We start from the raw sequence: 26,247 nt of genomic DNA, 5'->3' as shown, positions 1-26,247 counted from the left end.
CCCGTGTCGTCCCGGCGGTATGGCTGCCCGCGGGGGGGTGTGGGGTGGATGGCGCAGCCCGGCGTTTACGGGGTGCCGCGTTCCCCGCGCCCACCCGTGCCGCCCAGCGGCACGACTGCCCGCGGGGAACGCGGCACGACTGGCCGAGGGGGCGGTGTGGGGCGGTGTGGATGGCGCGGCCCGGCGCTTGCGGGTGCTGTTCGCGGGGTGATCGTCCGTGGGTCGGGAACCCGCCTCACCTGCCGCGCGCGGCCCTCAGCCTTGGCGGCCATTTTCGGGTGTCCCTCGGTTCCACGTACGGCTCCTCCGTCGGCGGGCGGCCTGCCGTGATCGCCCGCTCGCGTGCCAGTTCCGCGTCGAACTCCAGGCCCAGGAGGATCGCCATGTTGGTCAGCCAGAGCCACACGAGGAAGACGATGGCGCCCGCGAGGGTGCCGTACGTCTTGTTGTAGGAACCGAAGTTGGCCGCGTACAGGGCGAATCCGGCGGACGCGGCCAACCAGATCAGGGTGGCGAGGACGCTGCCGGGGGAGATCCAGCGGAAGCCCCGGCCGCGGACGTTGGGGGCGGCCCAGTACAGCAGGGCGATCATCAGGATCACCAGCAGCAGCAGTACCGGCCACTTGGCGACGCCCCACACCGCGATCGCCTCGTCACCGAGACCGATCGTCGTGCCGGCCCGCTCGGCCAGCGGACCCGTGAACACCACGATCAGCGCGCTCACGGCCAGCATCAGCATCAGCACCACGGTCAGCCCCAGCCTGAGCGGCGTCAGCTTCCACACCGGGCGGCCCTCCGGCAGGTCGTACACCGCGTTGGACGTCCGGATGAACGCGGCGACGTACCCGGACGCCGACCACAGGGCGAAGAGCAGGCCGAGCACGGCCAGCACACTGCCGGTGCCGCCGCTGTCGCCGAGTTGGACGACCGCGTCCCGCAGGATGTCCCGGGCGGGCCCGGGGGCGAGGTCGCCGATGTTGTCGAGGATCTTGTCCGTCGCGCGCTGTCCCACCACGCCGAGCAGGGACACCATCACCAGCAGCGCCGGGAAGAGCGACAGGACGCCGTAGTACGTCAACGCGGCCGCCCGGTCGGCCAGTTCGTCGTCCAGCAACTCCTTCAGCGTGCGCCACACCACCGCCCGCCACGACCGCGCGGGCAACTTGGACGGGCTGTCCGTCTTCGCCGTCTCCGTCTTCGCCGTCTCCGTCGTCCCGGCCGTCCCCGTCGTCCCCGTCGTCTCGGCCGTGTCGGCCTTCTCCGTCATCTCGGCCCTCCGGGCCTTCTCGTCCATGACCAGGCGGGTCTCCCGAATTCCCCCCGCGAATCGGCTACTTGACCTGAATCTTGGTTGAGGTTGAAGAGTGGCCGGTGCACGCATCCCGTACCCATCGACGGAGGCCGTCATGACCCGCCGTACCGGCACTCACCCCGACCTGACCCACCCCCGCGTCGGTGCCGCCCTCTTCAGCACCTGGCGAGTCGGCACACCCGAGCGGCAGCGGCAGGCCGTCGAGGCGATCGCGCACACCTGGGAGCGCAGGCCCTGGCCGGCCGCCGGCCTGCTCGCCTACCACGTCTACACCGGGCACGACGGCGGGACGCTGATGCACCACTCGCAGTGGGCGGGCGAGCAGGCCTACGAGGCCTTCGTCAAGACCCACCGCCAGGAACGCAACGACGAGATCGACACCGCCGTACCGGGCATCGAGCGCGTCGGACTCGACCGGTACCGGTACTACCGCAGCGAGGAACGGGCCACCTGCGATCACCGTGTGCCGGGGCTGATCGTGACCGTGCGGGTCGACTTCGAGCCCGGCGCGGCCGGCCGGCGCGGCGACTGGATCGACCTCCTGCTGCGGACGCCCCCCGGCCCGGGCGCCCACCACGGCCTGATCGCCGCGCACTTCCACCTGGCCACCGACGGCACCCACGTCCTCGCCTACGCGGAATGGGAGACCGCGGAGGCGTACGACAGGGCCATCGCCGTGCCGGTCGGCGAGGAGTGGGAGCGGGTGCGGTCGTACCCCGGTGTGCAGGGTTTCACGGGCACGCGCTACGACCACGCCCTCGGCCTCGTGCCCGAGTGACGTCCGACAGGCCAGCCGAAAATCCAAATCGTCTGGACAAAAAAAGTTTTCGGTGAGACGGTGGATCCATGTTGGACGTGACCGTGATCGAGGACCCCGAGGCCGCTGCCGCCTCCCTGGACCCCATAAGGTCCCGGCTGCTCGCCGAACTGGCGGCCGGCCCCGCGTCGGCCGCCATGCTGGCCGGCCAGGTCGGGCTGCCCCGGCAGAAGGTGAACTACCACCTCAAGGCGCTGGAGCGGCACGGTCTGGTCGAGCTGGCGGGCGAGCGCCGCAAGGGCAACGTCACCGAGCGGCTGATGCGGGCGACCGCCGCGTCGTACGTCATCTCGCCGCTCGCGCTCGCCGCCGTGCAGCCGGACCCGGACCGCTTCCGCGACCAGCTCTCCGCCCGCTGGCTGCTCGCGCTCGGGGCCCGGCTCGTCAGCGACGTCGGCTCGCTGATCACCGGCGCGGCCAAAGCCCGCAAGCGGCTGGCGACGTACGCGCTGGACGGCGAGGTGCGCTTCGCCTCGGCCGCCGACCGGGCCGCGTTCATCCAGGAGCTGACGGCGGGGGTGACCGCGCTGATCCGCAAGTACGACGCCCCCGACACCGAGGACGGACGTGATCACCGGATCGTCGTCGCCGTCCACCCCACGCTCAAGCCCACGGGCGACGCCCAGCCCGCCCCAGAACTGGACCAGTAGTCCTCAGGAGCCCACCATGTCCAAGGAATTCGAGATCGCCCGCGAGTTTGAGGTCGACGCCTCACCCGAGCAGGTGTGGGAGGCGGTCACCGCCGGGACCGACGGCTGGCTGTGGCCGATGGAGGCCCCCGAACCGCGCGAGGGCGGCAAGGGACCCTTCGGGTCCAAGGTCACCGCCTGGGACCCGCCGCACCGCTACACCAACCGTGTCGAGGACGTCGAGGGCATCTCCGAACAGACCCTCAACCAGCTCGACTACACGATCGAACCGCGGGACGAGGGCCGCCGCGCCTGGGTGCGGTACGTGCACAGCGGGATCTTCGTCGACGACTGGGACAACCAGTACGACGGTGCCGCGAAGCACACCGACTTCTACATGGCGACCCTGCGCCAGTACCTGCTCCACTTCGCGCCCCGCACGGCCGCCTTCACCACCTTCGACGGCCCCGACACGTCCAAGACGCCGGACGCGCTCGCCGCCGTCGGCCGGGCGCTCGGCCTCTCGGACGACACGGCCGAGGGCGCGCGCGTCCAGGCTCGTGGCCCCGAGGGCCAACCGCTGGACGCCGTAGTGGACTTCCGCAACCCGTACTTCATCGGGCTGCGCACCGAGGACGCCCTGATCCGCTTCTTCGGGCGCAACCACTGGAGCTACCCGGTCGGGATCAGCGTCCACGACTTCGCGGCCCATGCCGACGCGGAGGCCGACGAGGCCGCGTGGAAGGGCTGGCTGAACGGTGTGTTCAGCCAGCCCTGAGCACTACGACCGGTCGGCGGCTACGGCTTGAACCGCAGCACCTGCGGGTCGTGGTCGCTGATCTGGTCGTTGAACTCCGCGTTGACGTGCACGCTGTCGTACTCGAAGTCGCAGGAACGCCGGATCGAGGGGCTGACCAGGATCTGGTCGAGGACCTGGGCGTTGCCCTGGTAGACGTACGAGTAACGCTCGCTCTTCGGCAGCGACTTGATCGCCGACCAGAGGGCGCCGTCGCTCTCCAGGATCTCGGTGGTGCCGGAGAACTCGAAGTCGTTGATGTCACCGAGGGTGATGACGTCCGCGTTCTTCTGGGTGGCCAGGATGTCCTTGACGAACGCGTTCACCGCGGTCGCCTGCAGGGCACGCTGGGTCTCCGAACTGCGCGCCGGCGGCTGGAACTGCGAGGTCAGAGCCTGGTCGCCGCCCTTGGAGTTGAAGTGGTTGGCGATCACGAACACCGTCCGGCCGCGGAAGGCGAACTCGCCCGCCAGCGGCTTGCGGCTGCTGTTCCAGGCGGTGTTGGCCGGGTCGATGCGGCCCGGGGAGACCGTCAGCGCGGCCTTGCCCTTCTCCTTGGTGACCCCGACGGCGGTCGTGGCGTCGCCGCCCGCACGGTCGGTGAAGGAGACCCGCTCCGGGTTGAACAGGAACACCTGGCGGATGTTGCCGCCCGGCTCGCCGCCGTCGGTGTTGTTCGCCGGGTCGATCGAGCGCCAGTCGTACGCCGGGCCGCCGGCCGCGACGATCGCGTCGATCAGCTTGGTCACCGTCTGGTCGGCGGCGACCGTGCCGTCGTTCTTCGCGCCGTTGTTGTCCTGGATCTCCTCCAGGGACACGATGTCGGGCGACTTCAGGTTGTGCACGATCGCGGAGGCGTGCTCCTCGAAGGAGGCGTCGGTCGGGTCGAGGTTCTCGACGTTGTACGTCGCGACCGCCAGCTCGCCGTTCTTCTGCTTCTCGGTGGTCTCGCGGGCGAGACCGGCGCTCTTCAGCGTGCCGATCCGGCCCGCGACGAGGGTGTAGCCGCCGAACTGGTTGTAGTCCAGCGGGCCCGCGGTGCTGCCGGTGAGAACGTCGCCGACGTTCGCCTTCGGGAAGTCGGCACTCGCTCCCAGGGACTGGATCTGCAGCCGGCCGGTGTTCTGCGACTCGTAGGAGCCGTAGACCGTGCCGCCGCGGCGGTTGTTGTTCTCGCGCGGCTTCACCGTGACCCACAGCTCGGTGAACGGGTCGGTGGCGCCGACCACGCGGACGTCGGCGACCTGGACGTTCATGCCCTCCAGGGACTCGTAGTAGTCCAGGGCGTACTTCTTCGGCTGCAGCGTCAGGCCGTTGACCGAGCCGCCCGCGGCGGTGTCACCGGCCGGGCTGTAGGCGCTCGGCACCGACCTGGCGTCGACGACGGTGGCGGCCGGGACCGCGTTGCCGCTGGAGACGACGGTCACCGTCGGGCGGACGATCTCGGTCAGCGCCTGGTTGCCGGAGGACGTGCCGCCCGGGACGAACTCCGAGATCGTGCCGGAGACGGTCACCGCGTCGCCGACCGCGACCTTCGGGACGGAGCTGGTGAAGACGAAGACGCCCTCGCTGGTGGCCGGGTCGGCGTCCGGGTTCGGGTCCTGGATCCAGAAGCCTCTGGAGGAGCCGTAGGTGCGCACGCCGGTGACGATTCCGGCCACGTCCGTGACCGTCTTGCCGGCGTACGGGGATATCCGGGTCGTGCCCTGGATGTCATGGATGCTCACGGAGTCCGCGTGCGCGGGCGAGGTGAGGACGACGGTGGAGGCCGCGGAACAGACGGCGGCGACGGTGAGCGCGGCGAGACGCGCGGAAGACTTGCTCGGCAACGGGGATCCCTCCGGGGACGTACATGGGCGCCGGGACGAGGGTGGTGCGTGGAACGGTGGGAGCCGCGACCTGTGGGGCGGTGGCGACGCGCGTAGAAGTTAGCGTGAACAGATGTCCGCCGGGTTTCTACGCGCGTCAATCTCGTGCCTGGTCACGCCACTTGTCAAGGTTTCGGCCATGTACGGTCCCTGACCGGGAGAGGAACCGGGTGGCATGGGTGGAAAGCGGTCTAGGCTGAGCGGCTGAGTGGTACGACACGCCTCTAGGAGAACCAGCCGATGTCAGACAGCTCCCCCCTGCCACCGGTGCGCCTGCACCCCGAAGCGGAGCTGGCGCGAGACGCCCTGTCCACGCCGCTGCTGTCACGGGCCGCGCGGCTCGCCCGCTGGGCCGGGCCCGGGACGCGGATCGACGCCGGGGGCGGGCTCGTCGAGGAGCAGTTGCCCGCGGCGGCCGAGGCCCTCGGCCTGAGCGGGGACGACGCGGCGGCGTACGCGAGCGAGGCCTGGCGGGTCGCCGTCGACACCGGGCTCGTCGAGGTCGTCGACGAGGAGGCCGGCACCGTCGCCGCGGGCGAGGAACTCGCCCTGCTCACCGGCGGGGCCCCGCACGACGTGCTCGGCGTGTGGCTGGCCGCGCTGGAGACCGTGCTCGCCGACGCTAGCGTGCCGGACCTGGACGACCTGATCGGTGCGATGGACCCCGAAGAGGGCGCCGGCGAGATCGACCTCTCGTCCCTGGACTGGGACCCCGAGGCCGAGGCCGAGTTCCTGGACGGCGTGCTCGGGAACCTCTACCTCCTCACCGCGGGCGAGGACGTGCCCGGCGAGGCGCCGGTTCCGCTGCCCGCGCTGGCCGCCTCGATGATCGTCCCCGGCGACATGGGTGAACCCACCAACGACATGCTGGAGCAGGTCTCCGACGCGATGATGCGGCTCGACGACCAGTTCCGGCTGCTGGAGCCGGTGGGACTCGTGGCGTACCGGCCCGTCGACGAGGCGCTGATGGCCGACACCGACGAGGAGCCCGCGTCACCGGTCGACGACACCGACGTCTCCCGCTACGGCATGGTCCGGCTGACCCCGCTCGGCCTGTACGGCCTCAGGGCGCGGCTCCTGGAGGCCGGGTTCGAGGCGCCCGCGGTCGGCGACCTCGCGGACAAGGGGGCCGACGCGCTGCTCGACGGTACGGCCGGTTTCCCGCCGACGGCCGCCCAGGCCGAGACCGAGCAGTGGCTGGCCCGCCGCGAATCCCTCGCCGCGGCACGGGAGTTGCTGGCGGCGGCGCGGGGCTCGGACGCCGGTGCGCCGCTGCGGCGACTGCTCTGCCAGCAGGCGCTGTCCCTGGTGGGCGACGAGGCCGAGCCCGCCCTGCGCGACGTGCTCGACGACCCCGAACTCGGCGGACTGGCCCGGGTCTGGCTGGCCGAGCGGGGTGCCTCCGACGTGCCGGCCCCGTCCGAGGAGCTCGTGTTCTGGCTGACCGTCGACACGCTCGCCGCACAGCTCGCGGCCGAGGGCAACTCCGACGAGCTCAGGAGCCTCGTGGAGGGGCTGGCCCAGCAGCACAGCGGATTCTTCGCGGCGGCCTGGCGGGTCGACCACCCGGCGACGGCGGACGTCCTGGAGGCGATGGGCCGGCTGCATCCGGACAAGAGGATCGCGAAGGAGGCACGGAAGGCGGCGTTCAAGGCGCGGTCGCAGCAAGGGGGCTGAGCCGGACAGACCTGAGGTGACCCGTGAGGTCCCTTCGGGGTCTCCTGGGGTGGTGCGCACGGGTTCACGCAACAGGGCCCGGTGAAGTCGTCCGGTGTTCAACCGGCGTTCAGGCGCGGGCGGGACGGTTGCGCGGACCGAGGTCCGCCACCCTCCACGGCAAACCCCCCGTCACAGGAGACAGCATGTCGCTCACCCGCAGGGACTTCGCCAGAACATCCGCGATCACCGGTGCCGGTGTCGCGCTGGCGGGCAGCGTCGGCGCTCTCGCCACCGCTCCGAACGCCCTCGCGTCCACCGAGACCGAGGGCGCGCGGGACTCGGCGGACATCCACGGCGGTGTCGGTTACGGACCGCTGATCCCCGACCCGGAGGGCATCCTCGCGCTGCCCGCCGGGTTCACCTACCGCATCCTCACCCACAGCGGGAAGACCAGGCTGGAGTCGGGCGAGTTCACGCCGTCCAACCACGACGGCACGGCCACCTTCGCCGGACCGCGCGGCACCACCCTCCTCGTCAACAACCACGAGCTGAAGGGCCCGCGAGCCAACTGGGACCACCCCGTCCCGCTCACCGAGGGCCTGGTCTACGACCCGGCGGCCTCCGGGGGCTGCACGGTCGTCGAGGTCCGCCCCGACGGACGGGTCGCCGAGTGGGTCGGCATCGCCGGCACCTCCACCAACTGCGCGGGCGGCAGCACCCCGTGGGGCACCTGGCTCACCTGCGAGGAGAACTCCGACCGGGCCGGCACCAACGGCATGACCAAGGACCACGGCTACGTCTTCGAGGTCGACCCGGCCGACCGGCGCGCCAACAAGAACCCCAAGCCCCTGAAGTTCTTCGGCCGCTACGACCACGAGGCCGTCGTCATCGACCCCAGGCGCGGTCACGCCTACCTCACCGAGGACGCCGCGAGCCCCAACGGCCTGCTCTTCCGCTGGACCCCGCCCAAGGGCTTCGAGCACGGCCGCGGAAAGTTCCGCACCCTCGCCGACGACGCCGGTGTCCTCCAGGCGCCCAGGTGCTTCGATTCCGGCGGCACGTTCGTCGACGACCTCTCCCGCGCCACCAGGATCGGCACGGTGTACGGCGTCGACTGGGTCGACGTACCCGACCGCGACGCCAAGGCCGTCGCCGTGCGCAAGCAGTTCGGCACCGGCGAGATCACCCGCGCCCGCAAGCTGGAGGGCATGTGGTGGGGCGACGGCGGCGCCTACCTCGTCTCCTCGTACGCCCGCGCGGAGAGCCCCGTCCAGCACGACGGCCAGGTCTGGTTCTACGACCCCAAGCGCCGCACCCTCACCCTGAAGGTCCTCCTCGGCGTCAACCCCGACCCCTCCGTGGACGGCGCCTTCGACGGCCCCGACAACATCACCGTCTCCCCGTACGGCGGCCTCGTCCTCGCCGAGGACGGTGAAGGCGTCTCGCACCTCTTCGGCGCGACGGACCGCGGCCGCACCTACCCCATCGCCCGCAACGACCTGAACGTCGGCACCGAAGAGGAGCCGGAATTCAGCGAGTTCGCCGGCGTCACCTTCTCGCCCGACGGCAGGACGCTGTTCGCCAACATCCAGAAGCCGGGAATCCTGCTCGCCATCACCGGGCCCTGGAAGCGCCAGAAGCGTGGCTGATTAATTCGGTCGCCCCTTCCGAGTTGCGCCTCCTACAGTGAGATCAGAACGTCACGCACCTCCCGGTGCGATGGCAGCGGCTACTTCTCTTCCAAAGAATCCGAAGCCGCAGCCGACTTGATCTCGGGAGGCGCAGCTCATGGTGGGTGCCCGGTGCGCAGGCAACGGCTACTTCGGGACGCGGTATGTTGCGGGTTCGAATCCCGTCACCGACTCAGGGTCGGTGTGGCGGAAATGGAAGACGCGCCGTGTGTGTACCGTCGCCGAATTCGATCTCGGGCATCCACCTTTTGCTGAGCCTTCCTCCGAAACACCAGCGAATTCGGGGGAATTCACCATGGCACGCTTCAACACCAGGGCCGCCAAGGCACAGCCCACCTCGCGCGTGACCTCGACGGGCCGGGTGCTCCGCACCTTCGAGGGCGGCCGGGGCCGCGAGCGTGACGCGCGCTCCGAACTCTTCCTGCTCGCCGTGTCCAACTTCGTGTCGCAGCAGACCTTCTACGAGACCGGCGCCGCCCGCGACGACCGCTACGCGCGTCTCGTCGCCGAGCTCGCCGTCACCGACCCGGCGTGGACCGCCGGCCTGCTCGGCTGGCTGCGCGGCGAGGGCAACCTCCGCACGGCAGCGGTCGTGGGCGCCGCCGAGTACGTGAAGGCACGTCTCGACGCGGGTGCGACCGACGGGCCGTCCAACCGGCAGGTCGTCGACTCCGTGCTCCAGCGGCCCGACGAGCCCGGTGAGCTGCTCGCGTACTGGACCGCCCTGTACGGCCGCAACGTCCCCAAGCCCGTCAAGCGCGGTGTCGCCGACGCCGTACGACGTCTCTACGGTGGCACGTCGCTCCTGAAGTACGACACCGCGTCCAAGGGCTACCGCTTCGGCGACATCCTCAACCTCGTGCACGCGGCCCCGGACCCGGACAAGCCGTGGCAGGGCGAGCTGTTCCGGTACGCCCTGGACCGCCGGCACCACCCGGACACCGCCGTGCCGCCCGCGTCCAGCCGTGCCCTGACCGCCCACCGCGAGCTGATGGCTCTGCCGGTGGAGGAGCGGCGCGCGGTCGTCACCTCCGAAGGTGGTGCCGAGCGGCTGGCGGCGGCCGGGATGACGTGGGAGGCGCTGGCGGGATGGCTGCAGGGGCCGATGGACAAGGCGGCCTGGGAGGCCGTGATTCCGTCGATGGGCGTGATGGCGCTCGTACGGAACCTGCGGAACTTCGACCAGGCCGGCGTGGGTGACGAGGCGGCGGCCCGGGTGGCCGCACGCATCGCCGACCCGGCGGAGGTGGCGCGCTCGCGGCAGTTCCCCTTCCGGTACCTCGCCGCGTACCAGCACGCACCGTCGCTGCGCTGGTCGTACCCGCTGGAGCAGGCGCTCGGCCACTCGCTGGCCCACGTGCCCGCGCTGCCCGGCCGGACGCTGATCCTCGTCGACCGCTCGGGCTCGATGTTCTCGCGGCTGTCCGACCGGTCGCAGCTCAACCGGGCCGACGCGGCGGCGATCTTCGGCGCGGCGCTCGCGCTGCGGGCTGCGGACGCGGATCTCGTCCAGTTCGGCACCAACAGCCACCCGCTGAACTTCAGCCGGAGCGAGTCGGTGCTGAAGATCCTCGGCGGCTTCCGCAGCCTGGGCGGCACCGACACCACTCAGGCGGTGCGCCGGCACTACCGGAAGCACGACCGGGTGCTGATCGTCACCGACGAGCAGTACGCGTCCAGCCCCTACGGCGACCCGACCGAGCAGGTCCCGGCCGACGTGCCGGTCTACACCTGGAACCTCGCCGGGTACCGGGCGGGCCACGGCCCGTCGGGCAAGGCGAACCGGCACACCTTCGGCGGCCTTTCGGACGCGGCGTTCCGCATGGTGCCGCTGCTCGAGGCGGCTCGGGACGCCAACTGGCCGTGGGCTGCCTGACGCTCCCTCGTGGACGGGCCCGCACTTCGGTGCGGGCCCGTCTTCGTTGTGCCCCTTGCCTCTACCCCTGACTGACATCTAACATTTCAATTCATGGAGGCCATCCGACCCGTGCCGCGCACCCTGCTCAGGGACCGCGCGTACGAAGCCATCAGGGACGCCATCGTCGCCGGGGAGATCGAGCCCGGCGCGGTCGTGCGGGACGCAGAGCTCGCCGAGCGGCTCGGGCTGTCCCGGGCACCGGTGCGGGAGGCGTTCTCGCGGCTGGTCGACGAGGGGCTGCTGGAGAGCAAGCCGCAGAGCTACACGCGGGTGACGCCGGTGGTGGCCTCCGACGTACGGGACGCCGCCGCCGTCGTCGGCGCCATGCACGAGCTGGTCACGCGGATCGCCGTGCCCCGGCTGTTCGCCGCGGACGTCGAGGCGATGCGCGCGGCCAACGAGCGGTTCGCGGCCGCCGTCCAGGCCGGCGACGTCGACAGCGCCCTGCGCGCGGACGACGCACTGCACGACGTCCTCGTCCGCGTCAGCGGCAATCGCGCGGCCGCCGCCACCGCGGCCCGCTACACCCCCCTCATCCGCCGCCTGGAGCGACGACGCTTCGGCGAGGGCGGCAACTGCCGGTCGGCCGGTCTGCACGACCGGCTGATCGAGTCCTGTGCGGCCTCGGACGTGGACGAAGCGGTCCGTGTCACCGCGGAGATCTGGCGAGGCCTGGCCGAACTCGCCGACAGCGACTGATCCCGACCCCGGGAGGACCCATGTCCCTTTCTTCCTACGACCGCTACCCCCTCCTCTTCGGCCCGTCCCCCGTGCACCCCCTGGAGCGGCTCACGGCGCACCTCGGCGGCGCCGCCCTGTGGGCCAAGCGCGAGGACTGCAACTCCGGTGTCGCCTACGGCGGCAACAAGACGCGCAAGCTGGAGTACCTGGTCGCCGACGCGCTCGCGAAGGGGTGCGACACGCTCGTCTCCATCGGCGGGGTGCAGTCGAACCACACCCGTCAGGTCGCGGCCTGTGCGGCCCGTGCCGGGCTCAAGTGCGTTCTCGTGCAGGAGAGTTGGGTCGAGTGGCCCGACTCCGTGTACGACAAGGTCGGCAACATCCTGATCAGCCGGCTCGCCGGCGCCGACGTACGACTGGTGAAGGCCGGCTTCGGGATCGGGTTCAAGGAGAGCTGGGAGCAGGCGCTCAGGGAGGTCGAGGAGGCGGGCGGCAAGCCCTACGCCATTCCGGCCGGCGCCTCCGACCACCCGTACGGCGGGCTGGGCTTCGCCGGGTGGGCGTACGAAGTCGCCGAGCAGGAGCGGGAGTCGGACGTCTTCTTCGACACCGTCGTGGTGTGCTCGGTGACCGGGTCCACCCAGGCCGGAATGGTCGCCGGGTTCCGGGCCCTGGAGGAGGCGGGCGGGCGGCAGCGGCGCGTGATCGGCATCGACGCGTCGGCGGCGCCCGTCCGCACCCGGGAGCAGATCGCGCGGATCGCCCACAACACCGGTCGACTCATCGGCGTCAAAGCGGAGTTGACCGAAGCGGACGTGGAGCTCGACGACCGGTATCACGCGGGCACGTACGGAATCCCCGACGAGGCCACGCTGGACGCGATGCGGCTCGCGGCCCGCACCGAGGGGATGGTCACCGACCCCGTGTACGAGGGGAAGTCGATGGCCGGGATGGTGGACCTGGTGGCGCGCGGGGAGATCGGCCGGGACTCGACCGTGCTCTACGCCCACCTGGGCGGGCAGCCCGCGCTGAACGCGTACAGCGCTCTGTTCTAGCGCCGGGCGCGGCTCTCCCCGGTGCCGCGGTTCGTCACCAGGGCCCGGAGCGAGCCCCTTTCCGCACCGCGGGAAGGGGCTCTCGCGTGCCCGCGCTACGCGGCCCGGCGCTCACCGGTCCGCAGGCGCCGGCCGAGCACGTAGCCGGCCTGGAGACGGGTCCTGGCGCCCAGGGCGTCCATGAGGTCCGCGATGCGCCGCTGGCAGGTACGCAGGGAGATGTCGAGGCGCCGGGCGATGACCTTGTCCTCGAGGCCGTTCAGCAGCATGCGCAGAACGGATTCGTCGATCAGGGCGGAGGCGGAGCGCGCTGTCGTGGTCGTAGCGGCCGTCGAAGGGCCGCGCCTGGCCCCACGCCCCGGTGAGCGTGTGCCACAACGTCGCGACCACGGACGGTTCGTGTACGACGCTGAGGCCCGGCCCTCCGTCGACGGCGACCTCGGCGACCTCGGCGTCGATCACCAGCAGCCAGGCCGGAGGTGTGGCGGAGGTACGCACCTCCCCGGCGTGGGCGTGGAGCGACTCCGCATCGTCCCGGCCATCACCGTGGTGCCGGCCTGGCCCACACCGGGCGAGTTCCCCTCGGCGCCGGCCCTCGCCGGGGGCGCCCTCTGCCTTGCCGGCGTGGGGATCTCACGGCGCACTCCGCTCAGTGCGGCCCCGGCGGCCGACGTTCCGCAGCCGACGCCGGCCCGGGACTGACGGTCGGCACATCATCGGGGGCCTGTCCGGCATGACCGCCGGACGGGCCCTTGTGCTTGCTCGTAAGGTACGGGGGAGGCCCCCGGTCGTACGAGGAGGTGCTGGATGACGCAGGTCAGGCCCATGCGCGCGGACGCCCGTCGCAACTACGAGCGGTTGCTCGAGGTGGCCGCCGAGGCCTTCGCCGAGCACGGGGAGGGCGCGTCCCTCGACGACATCGCCAAGCGGGCCGGGGTCGGATCCGGCACCCTGTACCGGCACTTCCCGACCCGGCAGGTGCTGCTGGAGGCGGCGTACGTCGACCGGATCGAGGCGATCGCCGCGCGCGCGGACGAGATCGCCGGGCAGCTGCCGCCGGGCGAGGCGCTGGTGGAGTGGCTGAACGAGCTCGGTACCGGAATGCTCCAGGTCCGCGGACTGAAGGCGCTGCTCGGCTCGGCCGTCACCGACGGGAGCGCGACCGCGGCCACCCTGTGCGCCGACACGATGAGGTCGGCGGTGACGCGGCTGGTGGAGGCGGCGCAGCGGGAGGGCACCCTGCGGCCGGACGTCGAGCCGATCGAGGTGCTGCGGCTCGCGCACGGGGTGGCCACGGCGTCGGAGCTGGCGGACGGCGAGGGCAGGGCGATCCGGCGGTACCTGGCGCTGCTGACCGAGGGACTGCGGCCGGGGACGTGAGGCGGCGGGCGCCCCGACGAGGGGGCGCCCCCGAAGCCGGACCGGAAACTACAGCGACTGTGCGCCCGGCTTCACCATGTTCCGGACCGTGCGGGCCTTCACGAAGTCACCCATCGCCGTCATCTCCCACTCGCCGGAGAACTGCTTGATCAGCTTGGCCATCAGCACGCCGGTCTGCGCTTCGGCACCGGTGAGGTCGAAGCGGACGAGCTCCTCGCCGCTCGCGGCGTCCAGCAGGCGGCAGTACGCCTTGGCGACCTCGGTGAACTTCTGGCCGGAGAAGGAGTTGACCGTGAAGACCAGGCCCGTGACCTCCTGCGGGAGGCGGCCGAGGTCGACGACGATCACCTCGTCGTCACCGCCGCCCTCGCCGGTGAGGTTGTCGCCGGAGTGCTTGATCGCGCCGCCCACGATGGACAGCTTGCCGAAGTAGCAGCTGTCGATGTGGTTGCGCTGCGGGCCGTAGGCGATGACCGAGGCGTCCAGGTCGATGTCCTTGCCGCGGAACGCCGGCTCCCAGCCGAGGCCCATCTTGACCTGGGACAGCAGTGGCCGGCCGCCCTTGACCAGGGACACGGTCTGGTTCTTCTGGAGGCTGACCCGGCCCTTGTCGAGGTTGATCTTCCCGGCGCCGGGGGCGGCGGCGGGCGGGGCCGGGGGAGCGGCCGGCGGCGGGGGCGTGGTGACGCGCGGGTCCACGGGCGGGGCCGAGGCCGCCACCGACCTCTGCATGTTCGGCGGCGCGGCGGCCGGCCGCTGCAGGTTCGGCGGCGGGGCGACCGGCTGGGCCGGAGCGGCGGGCTCCTCGACCGAGACGCCGAAGTCGGTGGCGATGCCGGCCAGGCCGTTGGCGTAGCCCTGGCCGACCGCGCGGGCCTTCCAGACGCCGTTGCGCAGGTAGACCTCGACGATGACCAGGGCGGTCTCGGTGCCGAGCTGCGGGGGCGTGAACGTGGCCAGGACGCTGTTGTCGTCACCGTTGCGGATCGTGGCCGTGGGTTCGATGCCCTGGAAGGTCTGGCCGGCCGCGTCCGGGCTGGCGGTGACCACGATCTTCTCGATGCCCGGGGGGACGGCGCTGGTGTCGACGACGATCGCGTCGGGGGCCGTACCGCCGCCGGAGCGGTAGGTCACGCCGGGGCCCGTGGGCTGGTTGTAGAAGATGAAGTCGTCGTCGGAGCGCACCTTGCCGTCGGCGGTGAGCAGCAGGCCCGATACGTCGAGCCGCACCGGAGCGGCGACGTCCACCGTCACGCGGGCGGCGGACAGAGGGATGTTCGAGCCGGGGGTCATAGCTGTCATGCCCCGTTGAACGAGCGAGGGTGTTTTGCCGTTCCCTTACCCGAGGCCAATCGGGTCGGGTGCCCGTCACCCGGGGGCCCGGCCTGGCGAAGAGGCCTGCCCCCGGGTGACGGTCCGGGCACCTACTTGAGGTACACGATGCCGTCCGTGGTGACCGCCGGGCGTCCCGAGGTGCCGACGACCACGATCTTGACGGTGTGCTTGGCGCTGCCGGCCCAGCTCTTGGTCCAGATCGCGTCGCGGTACTTCGTCGTCGCCGACTTCAGGTCGACGGTCGCCGTCTTGACGCCGTCGACGTAGACGTTCGCCTGGCCGGAGGTGGTGGCCCGCGACACCGTCCAGGCGACCGAGCGGCCGGTGAAGGTCCAGGTCAGCGAGGCGTTCTTCGAGGAGCTGGAGAGCGACTTGCCGCCCAGGTAGCTGGTGGAGGACTTGCTCGTCCACGTGCCCGACTTGACGGCCGAGGTCTCCTGGAGGATGACCGGCGTGCCGGAGACGGACGCCGTGGCCGTGTTGCCCGCCTGGTCGGAGGCGGTCATGGACCACGCGGTCGCCGCGCCGGACTTGGCCGTGTGGTTGGCGGTGGTCACCGTCGGACCGTAGGTCGCGGCGGTCGGCGCGGTCAGCCCGACCTGCTTCAGCGCGGCGCTGTCGGTGGCCTTCCAGCTCAGCTTCAGCGGAACGGCCGTGGTGTTCACCGTGCCGGCGCGCAGAGCGAGGTTCGGCTTGGTGGTGAACGAGGGGGCGGTCGTCTCCGCGACGACCGTGGCGGCCGTGGACGTGACGGTCTTGCCCGACTGGTGGGTGGCGCGCACCTGCACCTTGTGGGAGCCCACCGCCAGGGTGGCCTTCGCGGAGGTGGCACTGCCCGCGGCCGTGGCCGCGGTCTTGCCGTCGACGAGCAGTTCGTACTTCGAGATCAGCGCCGACGGCGTGGTGGCCGCCCAGCCCACGGTGACGCCGGCCTTGGTGTAGTACGTCGTGCCCGAGACACCGCCGCTGACGGACTTGACCGTCAGGCCGCTGACCGGTCCGGCGGCCCAGCCGCGGAGGGTGGGCAGCTTGGCGTAGAGCGAGTCGCCGGGGCACTGGGTGTTGTAGCCGTCACGGTGACCGTGGATGGTCGGGAAGCTCAGCTGTGCGCCCTGAGCCCAGGACTTGCGGGCGTAGTTGGTGCCGGCCGCGCCCGCGGTGAGGGTCGTGGTCGCGGTCGGGCTCACGCCGTACTGGCCGAGTTTCCAGGCGGCGATCTTGGCGACCGAGACCATGGCGGCCTGGCTCGGCGCCACGTCCGTGTAGGTGCCGAGGACCGAGATGCCGGTGGTCTCGGAGTTGAAGCCGAAGGCGTGGGCTCCCATGACGGGCCGGTCGACGCCGCCCTTGCGGCCCTCGTAGACGGTGCCGCACTTGTCGACGAGGAAGTTGTAGCCGACGTCTTTCCACTTCAGGCTGTTGACGTGGTACGCGTAGATGCCGCGGACGACGGCCGGGGCCTCGGCGCAGGTGTAGTCGTTGCTCTCGGCGGTGTGGTGGACCACCACCGCCTTGATCTTCCCGCCCGGCAGGTAGCCGGGTTCCTCGGGGCTGATCGACTCGTCCGCGCCCCAGCCGGCCCGCGAGGTGATCGCGGGGCGGGGTGCGGTGGACGGCGGGGCCGTGGGCACCGTGGCGGTCGGGCTCGCGGACGTGGATGTCGTCGCGGTCGGCGTCGGAGTGGTGCTCGTCGGGGCCGACGTCGTGGGAGCCGCCGTCGTCGGGGTCGGCGAAGCGGTGGGCTCGGTGGTCGCGGTCGCGCTCGCCGTGGTGTCCGAAGGCACGGGCTCGCTCGGGCCGGCCGTCGCCGTCGCGGTCTCGGTCGGGTCGGCCGCGAAGGCCGCCGGTTCCATCCCGCCCTTGGCGGTCCCGCCCGAGTCGATCATGTCCAGCCGCAGGCCGGCCGGGAGCCGGTCGGAGGTACGTCCGTCCGCGGTGACCCGTACTTCCACGCCGTCGGAGGGCCCCACCCACGCCGGTTCGGTCCCGCCGCGCCGGGCCGCGCTCTCGCCCTGCCCGCTGTCGCCGTCCAGCCGCAGCCACCTGGACCACTGTCCGCCGTCCGTGGCCCGGGTGCGCGCCTCGATGGTGCCCGTGACCCGGACCGAGGGGTCGGACCAGGTGATGCCGAGCATGCTGAACGGCTTGGTGTCCTGCTGCTTCAGCGCCGCCCGGGTGCCGCGCTCGGCCGTGGGCAGCGCGACCGTACGGGACTTGGTGGTGACCGGGCCCGCCTTGCCGTCGCCTGCCGCGCTGTCGGCGGACCCGCCGGGGTCTGACTGGAGGACGAGGGCGGCGGAGAGTCCGGCGACGGCCGTGGCGGCCGCACCCCAGAGGTATCGAGGTCTACCCATAGCGGTCTTGTGCCGTCCTTCGTGGAGTTGTGAGGTGAACGAGGTCGGTGGGGCAGGCCGCACCCAAAGAGAAAGGGGCGCCGGGAAACAGACTCCCGACGCCCCCGAAGGGTTGTGCGGACTCGGCCGCACAGCTGTTCCCTACGGCACCACCACGATCTTCCGGCCCACTCCCGCCGCGAACTGCTCCAGCGCCTGCGGGTACTGCTCCAGCGGGATGCGGTCGCTGATGAACACCTCCGGGTCGAGCACACCGTTCGCGAACAGTTCGGCCGCCCGCTCGAAGCTGTGCAGTACGGCCATCGACCCGGTGATGGTGATCTCCTGGTTGTAGATGCGGTACGGGTCGATCGTCACCCTGGTCGCGTAGTCGGCGACGCCGAACTGCAGGAACGTGCCGGCCTTGGCGACCCGCTCCAGTCCGTCCTGGATCGCCGCCGCGTTGCCCGTCGCGTCGACCACGACGTCCCAGCCCTGCGGCCGCTCCAACTCGTCCGCGTTCGCCGCCGACCCGGACACGCCGAGCCGTCGCGCCGTCTCCAGCCGCGCCGGGTTCACGTCCACCACGTCCACGCTCGCGGCCCCGGTGCGCTTGGCCAGCTCCAGCATCATCAGGCCCATGGTTCCGGAGCCGTAGATCAGGACGTGGGCGCCGAGGCGGGACCGGAGGACGTCGTAGCCGCGCACCGCGCACGACAGCGGCTCCACCAGCGCCGCGTCCTGCGTGCGGACGTGCTCGGGCAGCTTCACGCAGTTCGCGACCGGTGCCACGGCGTACTGGGCCGCGCCGCCCGCCGTGGTGACGCCGATCGCCGCCCACCGTTCGCAGAGGTTGTTGTGGCCCGTACGGCAGTACCGGCATTCGTAGCAGTACAGCGAGGGGTCCACCGCGACCCGGTCGCCCACCGACACCTCCGTGACCTGGGTGCCGACCCCGACCACCTCGCCCGCGAACTCGTGCCCGGGCACGATCGGCAGCTTCGGCGCGAACTCGCCCTGCAGGATGTGCAGATCGGTCCCGCACAGTCCGCACGCGGCGACCTCGACGACGACCTCGCGCGGTCCGGGCGTCGGGTCCGGGACCTCGGTGACGACGGCACGGCCCACGGACTCGATGACGGCGGCCTTCATTTGACGGCTCCCAAGGACAGGCCCTGGACCAGCTTGTCCTGGGCGGCGAACCCCGCGGCGAGCACCGGCAGGGAGATCACGAGCGACGCGGCGCACACCTTCGCCAGGAACAGGCCCTGGCTGGTGATGAAGCCGGTCAGGAAGACGGGGGCGGTCTCGGCGACCACGCCGGTCAGCACGCGGGCGAACAGCAGCTCGTTCCAGCTGAAGATGAAGCAGATCAGGGCCGTCGCCGCGATGCCGGGGAGTGCGATCGGGGCCACCACGCGCGCGAGGATCGTCGGCAGGCGGGCCCCGTCCACCCGTGCCGCCTCGATGATCGCCACCGGGACCTCGGCCAGGAAGGACTGCATCATCCAGACCGCGATCGGCAGGTTCATGGAGGTGTAGAGGATGACGAGCAGCCAGATGTTGTCGAGCATCCCGGTGTTCTTGGCGAAGAGGTAGATCGGCAGCAGACCCGCCACCACCGGCAGCATCTTCGTCGACAGGAAGAAGAACAGGACGTCCGTCCACTTCTTCACCGGGCGGATCGACAGCGCGTACGCCGCCGGGAGGGCCAGCAGCAGCACGAACAGGGTCGACGCGACCGACGCCACCGCCGAGTTGACCAGCGCCGGCCACGGGCTCGCGCCGCCGCCCGTGCCGAAGAACTCGCGGTAGCCGTCCAGGGTCAGGGCGGCGGTGAAGGACGGCGGGTTGGTGGCCGCGTCCTGCTCGGAGTGGAAGGAGGTCAGCGCCATCCACGCGACGGGCAGGAAGAAGACGATGCCGGCCAGCCAGGCCACCAGACCCAGGCCGGCACCCTTGCGGCGGACTCGTACGGTCGTGGTCGTGGCACTCATGCGCGCCCCACCTCCTCGCGGAACAGCGACGACACCACGCGCAGCGCGAAGGTCGCGATGATGATCGAGCCGATGACCACCAGGACGCCGGCGGCCGAGGCGAGGCCGTTCTCGTGGGCCTGGTAGAAGCTCTGGTAGACGGTGTAGGGGAGGTTGGCGGTGCCCAGGCCGCCGGACGTGATCGTGAAGACCGCGTCGAAGTTCTGGACGATGTAGATCGAGCCGAGCAGCGCGCCCAGTTCGAGGTAGCGGCGCAGGTGCGGGAGCGTCAGGTGGCGGAAGATCTGCCAGTCGCTGGCGCCGTCCACCCGCGCGGCTTCCATCTGCTGCTGGTCGCGGCTCTGCAGGCCCGCCAGCAGGATCAGCATCATGAACGGGGTCCACTGCCAGACCAGGGAGGCCTCGACCGCGAGCAGCGGGGTGCCCGAGATCCAGTCGGGCTGTGGGCCGCCCACATAGTGCAGCAACCCGTTGAACAGGCCGTACTCGGGGTTGTAGAGCACATGTTTCCAGAGCAGGGCCGCCGCCACCGGCACCACCAGGAAGGGGGCGATCAGCAGGGTGCGGACCACGCCCCGGCCCCGGAACCTCCGGTCCAGGAGCAGGGCCAGGAGCAGGCCCAGGACCAGGCTGGCCAGCACCACCGCGACCGTCAGCAGGACCGTGGTCCACACCGACCGGCGCAGGTCGGCGTCGCTCAGCACCTGCTGGTAGTTGTCGAAGCCGGTGAACTCCCGGGCGTCGGGATAGAGGGAGTTCCAGTCGAAGAAGGAGATCACCACCGTGGCCACGAACGGGAGTTGGGTCACGGCGATCATGAAGATCAGGGCCGGGAGCAGGGGGGCCCGGGTGGCCCAGGCGCGCAGGCGGCCGGAGGGCTGCCGCACGGTGGGCAGGGCAGTGGTGGCTGTCGGAGCCGTGGTCGTCGCGGTCATCGTCCCTCGTACTCCTCGGAGATCCGCTCGGCGAGCTGCTGGGACTTCTTCAGGGCCGACTCGACGGACTGGCGTCCGGCGATGGCCGCGCTGATCTCCTGGGAGACCTTGATGCCGAGGTCGGTGAACTCGGGGATGCCGACGAACTGGATGCCGGGCGCGGGGCGTGGCTGCACCCCGGGGTCGCCCGGCCGGGCGCCCTCGATGGCCTCCTTGGTCATCTCCTGGAAGGCGGCGGCCTCCTTGACGTAGGCCGGGTTCGTGTACGTCGAGGCGCGCTTGCCGGCGGGCACGTTGGACCAGCCGATCTCGTCGCCGACCAGCTGCTCGTACTCCTTGCCGGACGCCCAGGAGACGAACTTCCAGGCCTTGTCGGGGTTGCGGGACGCGTCCTGGATGCCCCAGGCCCAGGTGTAGAGCCAGCCGGCGGACTCGGTCTCCTCGACGGGTGCGGGGGCGTAGCCGAGCTTGCCCTTGACCGGGGAGTTCGACGCCTCCAGGGAACCGGCCGCGGAGGTGGCGTCGTACCACATGGCGACCTTGCCCTGGGTCATGTTGTTCAGGCACTCGGCGAAGCCGGACTGGGCGGCGCCGGACTCGCCGTGCTCGCGGACCAGGCCGACATAGAATTTCACCGCCTTCTCGAACTCGGGGGAGTCCAGCCGCGCCTTCCAGTCCTTGTCGAACCAGGTGCCGCCGAAGGTGTTCACGACGGTCGTCAGGGGTGCCATCACCTCACCCCAGCCGGGCAGTCCGCGCAGGCAGATGCCGTTCATGCCGGGCTCGGCCCCGTCCACCTTCGCCGCGAGGTCGGCGACCTGGGTCCAGGTGGGGTGCGCGGGCATCGTCAGGCCCTCCTTCTCGAGGATGTCCTTGCGGTACATCAGGAAGGACGACTCGCCGTAGAAGGGCTGGCCGTAGAGCTTGCCGTCGTCGCCGGTCAGGGACTGGCGCATCGGCTTGAGCACGTCCTGCTCGTCGTACGCCGGGTCCTTGGCGACGTAGGAGTTCATCTCGCGCAGCCAGCCGTTGCGGGCGTAGATCGGGATCTCGTAGTTGGACAGGGTGGCGACGTCGTACTGGCCGGCCTGGTTCGCGAAGTCCTGGCTGATCTTGTCGCGGACGTCGTTCTCGGGGAGGACGGTGAAGTTGACCTTGATGCCGGTTTCCTTGGTGAAGTGCGCGGCGGTGAGTTTCTGCAGCTCCACCATCTGCGGGTTGTTGACCATCAGGACATTGATGGAGTTGCCTCCGGAACCGGACCCGCCTGCCCCGACCCAACAGCCGGAGAGCAGCGGGGCGAGCAGCGTCCCTGCGGCGGCCGTGGCGAGCGTGGCTCGCGTGGGCCGTCGTCGGCTCTGGGTTCGCATGGATCGCTCCTGGACGTATCGGGAGATAAAGGGCGCGCCTGGGTGTGGAAGCGCCCGGGAAATGAGGTGAGTCGGCTTTTCAGACGCGGATGACCTGTGGTCCCAGCAGCGAGTAGCGATGGGCCTCGGCCGTCGGCAGCAGCGTGCTCGTCACGATCGTCTCCAGTACGCCGATCTCGGCGAACCGGCAGAAGCTGACCGCCCCGAACTTGCTGTGTACGCCCGCGAACACCGTGCGGCGCGCCGCACGGATCGCCTGCGCCTTGACCTCGCTGACCGCGGGGTCGGGTGTGGTCAGGCCGTGCTCGCGGGAGATGCCGTTGGCGCCGATGTAGGCGAGGTCGACGACGAATCCGGCCAGCATCTTCGTCGTCCAGTGGTCCACGGTGGCGAGGGTGCCGGAACGGACCCGGCCGCCCAGCAGCAGGACCGAGATCCCGTCGGATTCGGCCAGTGCGCCCGCGACCGGCAGGGACGCGGTGACCACGGTCAGCGGGCGGTCCCTGGGCAGTGCCTCGGCGATGAGCTGCGGGGTGAAGCCCTCGTCGACGAAGACCGTCTCGGCGTCCCCGAGCAACTCGGCCGCGGCGGCCGCGATCCGGCGCTTCTCGGGAACGTGGCTGGTGGCGCGGAACGCGAGCGTCGTCTCGAAACCGGCGCTCTCCACGGGATAGGCGCCGCCGTGGGTGCGGCGGACCAGACCGTGGTCCTCCAGGGCGCGCAGATCCCGTCGTACGGTCTCCTTGGCCACGCCCAGCTCGGCGGCGAGCGCGGTGACGTCGACCGAGCCGGTGGCGCGCGCGGCCCGCACGATCTCCCGCTGACGCTCTTCTGCCGTCCTGATGTTCATGGCCGACACCTGCCTCCGTGCTGCCGCCTTGCCCGTTCGGGCCCCTGTTCGGCCCATGGGGGAAGTTCTACAGCCGGTGCGCGGCACTGACCAGGTCTGTTGCGGGCCCGATACTGCCCGGGTGTGCCCGTTCGCCGCGGGGCGCGCCCGCCTCGGACCTGCGCGGCCGGGCGTCGGCGCGTGAGATCGGGCAGCACGGGTGCCCGAACGCGGCGGCGGGCGGGCCCGTTCGGTGCCCGCCCGCCGCCGTGTGCTGCCTGCAAGTACTAGTACGGCCAGATCGGCGGATCGCTCACGAAGTGGCCGCCCAGGTAGGCGTGCGCCACGTTCTCCGGGTCCAGCTCGCCCTGCTCGGCGATCAGCTTCTCGGCGTACGGCTCGGAGTCGTCCTGCGGTTCGTAGCCGAGGCTCCGGGCCGTGGTCAGGTCCCACCACAGCCGCGTGTTGGCGGAGGAGCCGTAGACGACGGTGTGCCCGACGCCCTCGGCGGTCAGGGCCGCGTGGAAGAGGCGGGCACCGTCGGCGGGGCTCATCCACACCGAGAGCATGCGCACGCTGGTCGGCTCGGGGAAGCAGGAGCCGATGCGCACGGAGACGGTCTCGATGCCGTGCTTGTCCCAGTAGAACTGCGCGAGGTCCTCGCCGAAGGCCTTGGACAGGCCGTAGAAGGTGTCCGGGCGGTGCGGGGTGTCGATGGGGATGAGGGCGTCCGGATCGACAGGAGTGGCGCCCTGGGGGCGGGGGGTGAAGCCGACCGCGTGGTTGGAGGAGGCGAAGACGATCCGCCGGATGCCCTCCTCGCGGGCGGCCTCGTACAGGTTGTACGTGCCCACGATGTTCGCGTCGAGGATCTTCTCGAAGGGGGCTTCCAGGGAGATCCCCGCGAGGTGGATGATCGCGTCGACGCCCCGCACGGCCTCGCGCACCGCGTCCTTGTCGGCGAGGTCCGCGGCGATCGCGTCCGGCTCGCCGTCGATGGGGCGCAGGTCGAGCAGGCGCAGCTCATAGCCGAAGGCCGGGAGCAGGTTCTGCATCAGAGAGCCGAGTCCACCGGCTGCGCCGGTGAGCAGAACGGTGCGGGGAGCGGGCATCCTCGGTTCTCCTTGGGTCCGCCGCCTGTGACAGGTAGGCGCATGTGTGGACAGCATTCACATTCGTGGACACGCTAGGGATCCGTGACGCGTCTCGTCAAGTATGGCGGGGAGCTGGGAAATCCGCTTCTGTGACGCGGGTTTGCGCGCTTGACCGGCAACGAAGGGGCTCTTTAGGGTGGGAGCGTTCATAAATATAGATGTGAATCATAAACGTGAGCGCCTGTTCTAGGGAGAGCCCGTGACGTCCGTCCCCCTCGCCGCCCGGCTCGGCATTCCCAGCGGGCCCCTGTTCTTCCCGGTCACCGCCTACGGCCCCGACGGCTCCCTCGACCTCGACGTCTACCGCGCGCATGTGCGGCAAGGGGTGGAGGCCGGGGCCGCCGCCGTCTTCGCGTGCTGCGGCACCGGGGAGTTCCACGCGCTGCTGCCCGAGGAGTTCGAGGCGTGCGTGCGGGCGGCGGTGCAGGAGACGGCGGGCCGGGTGCCGGTCGTCGCGGGCGCCGGATACGGCACCGCGCTCGCCGCACGGTACGCACGGCTCGCCGAGGCGGCCGGGGCCGACGGCCTGCTCGCCATGCCGCCGTACCTGGTGGTCGCCGGGCAGGAGGGACTGCTGCGGCACTACCGGGAGGTGGCCGCCGCGACCGCGCTGCCGGTGATCGTCTACCAGCGCGACAACGCCGTGTTCACCCCCGAGACCGTCGTCGAGCTGGCCCGCACGGACGGGATCATCGGCTTCAAGGACGGGCTCGGCGACCTGGACCTGATGCAGCGGATCGTCAGCGCCGTACGCACCGAGGTCCCCGGCGACTTCCTCTACTTCAACGGACTGCCCACAGCCGAGCAGACCCAGCTCGCCTACCGCGGCCTCGGCATCACCCTCTACTCCTCCGCCGTCTTCTGCTTCGCGCCCGAGATCGCCCTCGCCTTCCACGAGGCCCACCGCACCGGCGACGACACCACCGCCCACCGCCTCCTCGACGGCTTCTACAAGCCCTTCGTCGAACTGCGCGCCCAGGGCCGCGGCTACGCCGTCGCCCTCGTCAAGGCCGGCGTACGGCTGCGCGGGCTCGACGTGGGGGAGGTGCGGCCCCCGCTGCACGAACCGAGCGAGGATCATGTCAAGCAGCTCGCTCAGGTGATCGAGCGCGGGTACGCGATCCTGGAGGAGAACAAGTGAAGGTGTCGACGTTCGTCTACCCCTGGGATGTCAACGGCGATCCGGAGGCCCCGGGACGCATCGCCGCGCTCGGCGTCCATCAGGTGACCCTCGCGGCCGCCTACCACTCCACCCGCGCGCTGACCCCCCGCCACCCGCGCCACCGCATCGTCACCGCCGAGCACGCGGCCGTCCTCTATCCCACGGACGACCGTTGGCGGGGGCGGGAGCTGCGCCCGTACGCCGCCGGGGACTGGGCTCCCGGTGACGCGTTCGGCGAGGCCGCCGGTGCGCTCGCGGCGGCCGGTCTGGAGGTGCACACCTGGGTGGTCCTCGCGCACAACTCCCGCCTGGGCGCCGAACACCCCGACACCTCGGTGGTCAACGCCTACGGCGACCGCTACCCGTGGGCCCCCTGCATCGCACAGCCCGCCACGCGCGCGTACCTCGTCGACCTCGCCGCCGAGGCAGCCGTACGCCCCGGCGCGGCCGGCACCGAGCTGGAGTCCCTCGGCTGGTACGGCCTCCAGCACCTGCACGCCCACGACAAGACCGCCGGGGTCGGCCTCGGGGACGCCGGCCTGTACCTGATGGCGCTGTGCTTCTGCCCGGCCTGCCGGGAGGGGTACGGCCGGCAGGGCCAGGACGCCGACGAGCTGGCCGCCGCCGTACGGGCCGCGCTGGAGCCGGTGTGGCAGGGCGCGCCCGACGACGGCGACTGGGCCGGAGTCGAGAAGCTCCTCGGGGAGGAGAAGGCGGCCGCCACGCGCGCGTGGCGCGACGAGAGTGCCCGCACGCTCCAGGAGGCCGCCGTCGCCGCGGTCCGCGCGGCCGCTCCCGAGGGCTTCCAGGTGCTGCTGCACGCCGACCCCGTGACCCACCACGTCGGAGCCAACCCGGGCGTCGACCCCGCGCACATCCTGTCCGTCGCGGACGGCGTGGTCGTCCCGTGCGCGGGCGGCCCCGGCCTGCTCAAGCCCTTCGCGGAACAGGGGCGTGAGGACGCCGTCATCGCCGCCAACCTCGGCGTGGTCTCGGGCATGGGCGGCAGCCCGGGCACGGTGAAGGAGGACGCCGTGCGGGCCAAGGAGCTGGGAGCGACCGAACTGCGGCTGTACCACGCCGGGTTGGCGTCGGACGACGACCTGGCGGCGGTCCGCGAGGGGCTCAGCGAGCTCTGAGCCAGGGCCACCAGCTGCACCGAGGCCCAGGACGACCAGCGGCAGCCGGTGATCGACCGGTTCGACGAGCACCGCTCCCGCGGTCGGCCCGGTCACCCGGCCCGAGCACTTCGGCCCGAACACCACGGTTCCGGCCGTGGCACCACCAGGCCCGGCAGTGGCGCGTCTCGCGCTGTACAGCGGTGAG

At 71.3% G+C, this 26,247-nt stretch carries 23 protein-coding genes; 12 read left to right on the top strand and 11 right to left on the bottom strand.

What is annotated here, in order from left to right:
• Positions 1-235 precede the first annotated feature (235 nt).
• A complete protein-coding gene (locus ACZ5XS_RS22815; RefSeq protein ID WP_468654079.1) occupies positions 236-1,267 on the bottom strand; it encodes a YihY/virulence factor BrkB family protein in 1,032 nt (343 codons plus the stop codon).
• 139 nt (positions 1,268-1,406) lie between these two features.
• Here ACZ5XS_RS22815 and ACZ5XS_RS22810 point away from each other — a divergent pair, with 139 nt between their 5' ends.
• The 3 genes from ACZ5XS_RS22810 (at position 1,407) to ACZ5XS_RS22800 (ending at position 3,536) form a co-directional block, all read left to right on the top strand.
• Positions 1,407-2,090 carry an antibiotic biosynthesis monooxygenase gene (locus ACZ5XS_RS22810; protein WP_468654021.1) on the top strand — a complete coding sequence of 228 codons (684 nt, stop codon included), beginning with the start codon at positions 1,407-1,409 and terminating at the stop codon, positions 2,088-2,090.
• A 68-nt stretch (positions 2,091-2,158) separates the two neighbouring features.
• Positions 2,159-2,779: an ArsR/SmtB family transcription factor gene (locus ACZ5XS_RS22805; RefSeq protein ID WP_217235720.1), complete on the top strand. Its 621-nt coding sequence runs from the start codon at positions 2,159-2,161 to the stop codon at positions 2,777-2,779.
• A 16-nt stretch (positions 2,780-2,795) separates the two neighbouring features.
• On the top strand, positions 2,796-3,536 hold the full coding sequence (locus ACZ5XS_RS22800) for an SRPBCC family protein (RefSeq protein ID WP_468654019.1): 741 nt from the start codon (positions 2,796-2,798) through the stop codon (positions 3,534-3,536).
• 20 nt (positions 3,537-3,556) lie between these two features.
• Here ACZ5XS_RS22800 and ACZ5XS_RS22795 read toward each other — a convergent pair whose 3' ends face one another.
• Positions 3,557-5,383, bottom strand: coding sequence for an endonuclease/exonuclease/phosphatase family protein (locus tag ACZ5XS_RS22795; protein WP_468654017.1), 1,827 nt, complete (start codon positions 5,381-5,383; stop codon positions 3,557-3,559).
• 279 nt (positions 5,384-5,662) lie between these two features.
• On the opposite strand from ACZ5XS_RS22795, the gene ACZ5XS_RS22790 reads away from it, so the two are divergent.
• The 5 genes from ACZ5XS_RS22790 to ACZ5XS_RS22770 all read left to right on the top strand — a co-directional run bounded on the left by ACZ5XS_RS22790 (position 5,663) and on the right by ACZ5XS_RS22770 (position 12,426).
• On the top strand, positions 5,663-7,099 hold the full coding sequence (locus tag ACZ5XS_RS22790; RefSeq protein ID WP_468654016.1) for a hypothetical protein: 1,437 nt from the start codon (positions 5,663-5,665) through the stop codon (positions 7,097-7,099).
• A gap of 185 nt (positions 7,100-7,284) precedes the next feature.
• Positions 7,285-8,730, top strand: a complete 1,446-nt coding sequence (locus tag ACZ5XS_RS22785; RefSeq protein ID WP_468654014.1) for an alkaline phosphatase PhoX — start codon at positions 7,285-7,287, stop codon at positions 8,728-8,730.
• Positions 8,731-9,067: 337 nt separating this feature from the next.
• Positions 9,068-10,648, top strand: a complete 1,581-nt coding sequence (locus tag ACZ5XS_RS22780; RefSeq protein ID WP_468654012.1) for a TROVE domain-containing protein — start codon at positions 9,068-9,070, stop codon at positions 10,646-10,648.
• A 93-nt stretch (positions 10,649-10,741) separates the two neighbouring features.
• A complete protein-coding gene (locus ACZ5XS_RS22775; RefSeq protein ID WP_468654010.1) occupies positions 10,742-11,389 on the top strand; it encodes a GntR family transcriptional regulator in 648 nt (215 codons plus the stop codon).
• Between the two features lie 20 nt (positions 11,390-11,409).
• The gene (locus ACZ5XS_RS22770; protein ID WP_468654008.1) at positions 11,410-12,426 is read left to right on the top strand and encodes a 1-aminocyclopropane-1-carboxylate deaminase; all 1,017 of its coding nucleotides are present in this window, start codon (positions 11,410-11,412) and stop codon (positions 12,424-12,426) included.
• 95 nt (positions 12,427-12,521) lie between these two features.
• Here ACZ5XS_RS22770 and ACZ5XS_RS22765 read toward each other — a convergent pair whose 3' ends face one another.
• Complete coding sequence (locus ACZ5XS_RS22765) at positions 12,522-12,695, bottom strand: hypothetical protein (RefSeq protein WP_468654006.1); 174 nt, start codon at positions 12,693-12,695, stop codon at positions 12,522-12,524.
• 130 nt (positions 12,696-12,825) lie between these two features.
• On the opposite strand from ACZ5XS_RS22765, the gene ACZ5XS_RS22760 reads away from it, so the two are divergent.
• Both ACZ5XS_RS22760 and ACZ5XS_RS22755 read left to right on the top strand, forming a co-directional pair.
• A complete protein-coding gene (locus ACZ5XS_RS22760; protein ID WP_468654004.1) occupies positions 12,826-13,128 on the top strand; it encodes a hypothetical protein in 303 nt (100 codons plus the stop codon).
• A 105-nt stretch (positions 13,129-13,233) separates the two neighbouring features.
• Entirely contained in the window at positions 13,234-13,806 is a 573-nt protein-coding gene (locus tag ACZ5XS_RS22755; RefSeq protein ID WP_468654002.1) for a TetR/AcrR family transcriptional regulator, read from the top strand.
• A 48-nt stretch (positions 13,807-13,854) separates the two neighbouring features.
• On the opposite strand, the gene ACZ5XS_RS22750 is transcribed toward ACZ5XS_RS22755, so the two are convergent.
• The 8 genes from ACZ5XS_RS22750 to ACZ5XS_RS22715 form a co-directional block, all read right to left on the bottom strand.
• The gene (locus ACZ5XS_RS22750) at positions 13,855-15,099 is read right to left on the bottom strand and encodes a TerD family protein (RefSeq protein WP_468654077.1); all 1,245 of its coding nucleotides are present in this window, start codon (positions 15,097-15,099) and stop codon (positions 13,855-13,857) included.
• A 131-nt stretch (positions 15,100-15,230) separates the two neighbouring features.
• Positions 15,231-17,495 carry an N-acetylmuramoyl-L-alanine amidase gene (locus tag ACZ5XS_RS22745; protein ID WP_468654000.1) on the bottom strand — a complete coding sequence of 755 codons (2,265 nt, stop codon included), beginning with the start codon at positions 17,493-17,495 and terminating at the stop codon, positions 15,231-15,233.
• A 141-nt stretch (positions 17,496-17,636) separates the two neighbouring features.
• Positions 17,637-18,626 carry a zinc-dependent alcohol dehydrogenase family protein gene (locus tag ACZ5XS_RS22740; RefSeq protein WP_468653998.1) on the bottom strand — a complete coding sequence of 330 codons (990 nt, stop codon included), beginning with the start codon at positions 18,624-18,626 and terminating at the stop codon, positions 17,637-17,639.
• Positions 18,623-19,471 carry a carbohydrate ABC transporter permease gene (locus tag ACZ5XS_RS22735; protein WP_468653996.1) on the bottom strand — a complete coding sequence of 283 codons (849 nt, stop codon included), beginning with the start codon at positions 19,469-19,471 and terminating at the stop codon, positions 18,623-18,625. Before ACZ5XS_RS22735 ends, ACZ5XS_RS22740 begins: the two co-directional genes overlap by 4 nt.
• Positions 19,468-20,406 (bottom strand): carbohydrate ABC transporter permease, encoded by a 939-nt coding sequence (locus ACZ5XS_RS22730; RefSeq protein WP_468653994.1) that lies wholly within the window; start codon positions 20,404-20,406, stop codon positions 19,468-19,470. The genes ACZ5XS_RS22735 and ACZ5XS_RS22730 overlap by 4 nt, the downstream gene beginning before the upstream one ends.
• On the bottom strand, positions 20,403-21,776 hold the full coding sequence (locus tag ACZ5XS_RS22725; RefSeq protein WP_468653992.1) for an ABC transporter substrate-binding protein: 1,374 nt from the start codon (positions 21,774-21,776) through the stop codon (positions 20,403-20,405). The genes ACZ5XS_RS22730 and ACZ5XS_RS22725 overlap by 4 nt, the downstream gene beginning before the upstream one ends.
• Positions 21,777-21,855: 79 nt before the next feature.
• The gene (locus ACZ5XS_RS22720) at positions 21,856-22,626 is read right to left on the bottom strand and encodes a DeoR/GlpR family DNA-binding transcription regulator (RefSeq protein ID WP_217235738.1); all 771 of its coding nucleotides are present in this window, start codon (positions 22,624-22,626) and stop codon (positions 21,856-21,858) included.
• Between the two features lie 266 nt (positions 22,627-22,892).
• Positions 22,893-23,717 (bottom strand): NAD-dependent epimerase/dehydratase family protein, encoded by an 825-nt coding sequence (locus ACZ5XS_RS22715; protein ID WP_468653991.1) that lies wholly within the window; start codon positions 23,715-23,717, stop codon positions 22,893-22,895.
• Between the two features lie 241 nt (positions 23,718-23,958).
• On the opposite strand from ACZ5XS_RS22715, the gene ACZ5XS_RS22710 reads away from it, so the two are divergent.
• Together ACZ5XS_RS22710 and ACZ5XS_RS22705 are read left to right on the top strand one after the other, a co-directional pair.
• The gene (locus tag ACZ5XS_RS22710) at positions 23,959-24,900 is read left to right on the top strand and encodes a 5-dehydro-4-deoxyglucarate dehydratase (protein ID WP_468653989.1); all 942 of its coding nucleotides are present in this window, start codon (positions 23,959-23,961) and stop codon (positions 24,898-24,900) included.
• Positions 24,897-26,060, top strand: coding sequence for a hypothetical protein (locus ACZ5XS_RS22705; RefSeq protein WP_468653987.1), 1,164 nt, complete (start codon positions 24,897-24,899; stop codon positions 26,058-26,060). Before ACZ5XS_RS22710 ends, ACZ5XS_RS22705 begins: the two co-directional genes overlap by 4 nt.
• Positions 26,061-26,247: the final 187 nt, after the last annotated feature.

The sequence above is a fragment of the Streptomyces sp. NPDC033131 genome (assembly GCF_055578365.1).
This window is presented reverse-complemented; position numbering and strand designations above follow the sequence as displayed.